The sequence below is a fragment of the Streptomyces sp. B1866 genome (genome assembly GCF_031932565.1).
GTDB lineage: Bacteria > Actinomycetota > Actinomycetes > Streptomycetales > Streptomycetaceae > Streptomyces.
Genome location: NZ_JAVSCF010000388.1, coordinates 1 through 3,967, shown reverse-complemented (window position 1 = coordinate 3,967; position 3,967 = coordinate 1). Strand labels below are relative to the sequence as shown.

The 3,967-nt window shown below is 78.9% G+C and carries 3 protein-coding genes; 1 reads left to right on the top strand and 2 read right to left on the bottom strand.

The window, feature by feature from the left end; all coding sequences use genetic code 11:
* Nucleotides 1–131: 131 nt before the first annotated feature.
* Nucleotides 132–1,073: an AraC family transcriptional regulator gene (locus tag RKE29_RS28450; RefSeq protein ID WP_312008571.1), complete on the bottom strand. Its 942-nt coding sequence runs from the start codon at nt 1,071–1,073 to the stop codon at nt 132–134.
* Nucleotides 1,074–1,236: 163 nt separating this feature from the next.
* On the opposite strand from RKE29_RS28450, the gene RKE29_RS28445 reads away from it, so the two are divergent.
* A complete protein-coding gene (locus tag RKE29_RS28445) occupies nt 1,237–2,286 on the top strand; it encodes a saccharopine dehydrogenase NADP-binding domain-containing protein (RefSeq protein WP_312008570.1) in 1,050 nt (349 codons plus the stop codon).
* A gap of 15 nt (nt 2,287–2,301) precedes the next feature.
* On the opposite strand, the gene RKE29_RS28440 is transcribed toward RKE29_RS28445, so the two are convergent.
* Entirely contained in the window at nt 2,302–3,894 is a 1,593-nt protein-coding gene (locus RKE29_RS28440; protein WP_312008569.1) for an NAD(P)/FAD-dependent oxidoreductase, read from the bottom strand.
* Nucleotides 3,895–3,967: the final 73 nt, after the last annotated feature.

The following is a 3,967-nucleotide window of genomic DNA, read 5'->3' as shown; positions in this document are numbered from 1 at the left end:
GGGGCGGCTCCGGGCGCCCGGGCGGGTCCGGGCCCGCGGGCGGGTCCGGCGCGCTCCCGGTCCCGTCCGGCACCCCCAGCCGTCCGGCGCGCCCGGCATGGTCCGTACCGGCCCGGGCGGCCCGGCTTCGGTCAGGCGGCGCCGCGCCCGGCGGGGTCCGTCCCCGCCGCCCGGTAGGCGCCGGGCGCCGCGCCGTACTCCCGCTTGAACGCCTTGGCGAAGGCGAACTCGGAGGCGTAGCCCGACCGGTCGGCCACCGCGCGCAGCGGCAGCCCGGTGTCGCGCAGCAGCCGGGCCGCCAGGGTCATCCGCCACCACGTCAGGTAGCCCAGCGGCGGCTGCCCGACCAGGGCGGTGAAGCGCCGGGCGAAGGCCGCCCGGGACAGGCCCGCCACCCGGCCGAGGGATTCCACCGTCCAGGGGTGCGCCGGGTCGCGGTGCAGGGCGCGCAGCGCGGCCGACACCGCCGGGTCGTGCAGGGCCGCTGCCCAGCCGGCGTGCCCGCTGCCGGACTCCTCCTCGTACCAGGCGCGCAGTACGTACAGCAGCAGCACGTCGAGCAGCGAGGTCAGCAGCGCGCCGGCACCCGGCCGGGGCCGCTCCAGCTCGGCGCCGAGCAGTTGGACGGCGGTGTGCAGCCGCGGGTGCGGGCCGAGCCGCGCGGGCATGTGCACGACCTCCGGGAGGTCGCGCAGCAGCGGGTGGGCCCGGACGGTGTCGAGCCGGTACGCGCCGCACAGCAGCACCGTACGGGGGTGCGGCGGCCGGCCCTCGTCGGGCGGGTCGGACGGGAAGGGGCCGGACGGCGGGGCGGCGAAGTCGGTCAGCGGCGTGCCGGGGCTGTCGGCGAGGCCGTGCCGCCGGCCGTGCGGCAGCAGGACCACGTCGCCGGGACCGAGCGGCACCGGTTCGCCGTCGTGCGGCAGCAGCCAGCAGGAGCCCTGGAGCACCACGTGGAAGCCCGCGCCGTCGGCGTCGGGGAAGCGCGTGCCCCACGCCCCGCTCCGCTCGGTGCGGCCGGCGTGCGGCCGGCCGGTGCGCATGGCGGCCAGCGCGTCGCTGAGGACGTCCATGCCCGCCACCCTACCGGCACAGGTCGCGCCGGTGAGACGAGCGGACATGGCCCGAAGACGGTGAGGCATCGAACGTCTTCCCCGTCCTTCCTACGGTGAAGCCACGAGCGGGCGCGCACTGGGCGCGCCCGCGCCGGGACGAGGTCCGGGAGAGTCACCGACGATGAAGATCGCCGTTTTTGGCGCGAGTGGGTACACCGGCAGGCTGGTCGTGGCGGAGCTGCGGCGGCGGGGCCTGGGCGCGGTAACGGTGGGGCGGGACGCCGGGCGGCTGCGGGCGGCCGCCGCCGAGGCGGGCCTGGCGGACAGGAACGTACGGGTCGCCGAGGCGGGCGACGCCGCCGCGCTCGCCGCCGCCTTCCGCGACTGCGACGCGGTCGTCAACTGCGCGGGTCCGTTCACCCGGTGGGGCGAGCCCGTGGTGGCCGCCGCCCTCGCCGCCGGTGTCCCGTACGTCGACACCGCGGGCGAGCAGCCGTACCTGAAGCGGGTCTTCGACGCCTTCGGCGCCGCGGCCGAGCGGGCGGGCGTGCCGGTGGTGCCCGCCGTCACCGACGACGGCGTGCCCAGCGACCTGCTCGCGCACCTGACGGCCGCCCGGGTCGGGGAGGCGGAGGAGGTCACCATCGCCCTGGAGTTGACGGGCGGCGGGCTGACCCGGGGCTCGATCCGCTCGCTGGGCGGGATCGCCGGCGAGCTCCGCGACGGCGGGCTGGGGTACGTGGACGGGGCGTGGACGCCGCGGGCCGCCGCGCGCCGCAAGGAGTTCGTCATGGCCCAGGGCTCCGGCCCGGTCCCGGTGCGCAGGACCGCGCTGCCCGCGGTGGTCACCGCTCCCCGGCACGTGCGCACGCGGCACCTGGAGACGGTCACCACCGAGGAGGTGTACGGGCTGCTCGCCAGCCTGCCCCCGGAGCCGGCCGACGGCGTCCCGGAGGGGCCGGACCCGCGGGTGCGCGCCGAGGCGGGGTGGTCCTTCGCGGTGGAGGCGACGGGGCGGGACGGGCGGCGCGCCCGCGGCGAGGTGCGCGGCCGGGACACCTACCGCACCACCGCGCTGGTGGCCGTGGAGGGCGCGTACCGGCTCGTGACGCGGGGCGCCCCGGCCGGCGTCCTGGCTCCGGCGCAGGCGTTCGACGCCGTGTCCTTCCTGGACTTCCTCGCCGGGCACGGCGCCGTCTGGTCCGTCGCGGACCTCCCCGGCGGCGTGTGAGGCGCTGCCCGCGGGCTACCGGCCGAGCACCGCCATGGCCGCGTTGTGCCCGGGGACGCCGCTGACGCCGCCGCCGCGCACCGCTCCCGCGCCGCACAGCAGCACGTTGGCGTGGCGCGTCGCCACGCCCCAGCGGCCGGCCGCCGTGCCCTCGGCGCCGTCGCCGCCGTCCTCGGCGTAGGGGAACGCCAGGTCGCGGTGGAAGATGTGGCCGCCCGGCAGCCGCAGGTCGCGCTCCAGGTCCTGCGGCGTCCGGGCCTCCACGCACGGCCTGCCGTCGGCGTCGCGGGCGAGGCAGTCGGCGATCGGCTCGGCGAGGTGGGCGTCGAGCTGGGCGAGCGTGGCCGCCAGCAGGGCGTCGCGGGCCGCGTCGTGGCCGGCGGCGAACAGCCGGGCGGGCGCGTGCAGGCCGAAGAGGGTCAGGGTGTGCCAGCCCCGCCGGGCCGGCTCGGCGCCGAGGATCGACGGGTCGGTCAGCGAGTGGCAGTAGATCTCGGACGGCGGCGCGTCCGGCAGCCGGCCCGCGGCGGCCTGCCGGTAGGCGCCGGCCAACTGCTCGTAGCCCTCCGCGACGTGGAAGGTCCCGGCGAAGGCGTCGCGCGGGTCGGTGCCGGGGTCGCGCAGGGCGGGCAGCCGGCGCAGCAGCATGTTCACCTTGAACTGCGCGCCCTCGGGGCCGGGCGCGGGCGGCGGCTCGCCGAGCAGCCGCGCCAGCTCGGCCGGGGCGGCGGCGACCAGGACGTGCCGGGCGGTGGCGACCCTCTCGCCGTCCGCGGTGCGGTAGGCGACCTCCGCGGTGGTGCCGTCGGTGGCCAGGGAGGTGGCCTCGCAGCCGGTGGCCAGGTGGGCGCCCGCCGCCCGCGCGGCGCCGGCGAGGGCGTCGGTGAGCGCGCCCATGCCGCCCACGGGCACGTCCCAGTCGCCGGTGCCGCCGCCGATCACGTGGTAGAGGAAGCAGCGGTTCTGGCGCAGTGACGGGTCGTGCGCGTGGGTGAACGTGCCGATCAGCGCGTCGGTGAGCACCAGGCCGCGCACCAGGTCGTCGGCGAAGGCCGCTTCGATCGCCTCGCCGACCGGCCGTTCGAACAGCGCCTGCCAGGCGGTGTCGTCGCCGATCCGGGCGCGCAGTTCGGCCCGGGTGGGCAGCGGCTCGGTCAGGGTGGGGAAGACCCGCTCGGCCACGTGCCGGGTCGTCCCGTAGAAGCGCCGCCAGGCGTCGTACTCGCGGTCCGATCCGGTGAGCCGGGCGAAGGACTCCCGGGTGCGGGCGGTGCCGTCCCCGGTGACCAGCAGTCCGGTGGGCCGTCCGCCCCGCACGGCGGGGGTGTAGGAGGAGACCGCGCGCCGCCGCGTGGCCGGCCGCAGGCCGAGGTCGCGCGGGATCTTCGGCGGCAGCAGGCTGACCAGGTAGGAGTACCGGGACAGGCGCACGTCGACGCCGGGGAACACCCGGGCGGACACGGCCGCGCCCCCGGTGTGGCCGAGCCGTTCCAGCAGCAGCACGCGGCGGCCGGCGCGGGCCAGGTAGGCGGCGGCGACCAGCCCGTTGTGCCCGCCGCCGACGACGACGGCGTCGTAGGCGGCGCGCTGCGGCGCGGGGTGCGGCATGGCTCCTGGGTAGCACGGCCGGGCCCGGCCCGGCCACCGGGCGCCGCCCCGGCGGGCCCCCGGCCGGGCCGGG

Excerpts from the sequence above, each read along its gene's own strand:
- RKE29_RS28450 (WP_312008571.1), bottom strand. The coding sequence starts at position 1,073 with ATGGACGTCCTCAGCGACGCGCTGGCCGCCATGCGCACCGGCCGGCCG.
- RKE29_RS28445 (WP_312008570.1), top strand. The coding sequence starts at position 1,237 with ATGAAGATCGCCGTTTTTGGCGCGAGTGGGTACACCGGCAGGCTGGTC.
- RKE29_RS28440 (WP_312008569.1), bottom strand. The coding sequence starts at position 3,894 with ATGCCGCACCCCGCGCCGCAGCGCGCCGCCTACGACGCCGTCGTCGTC.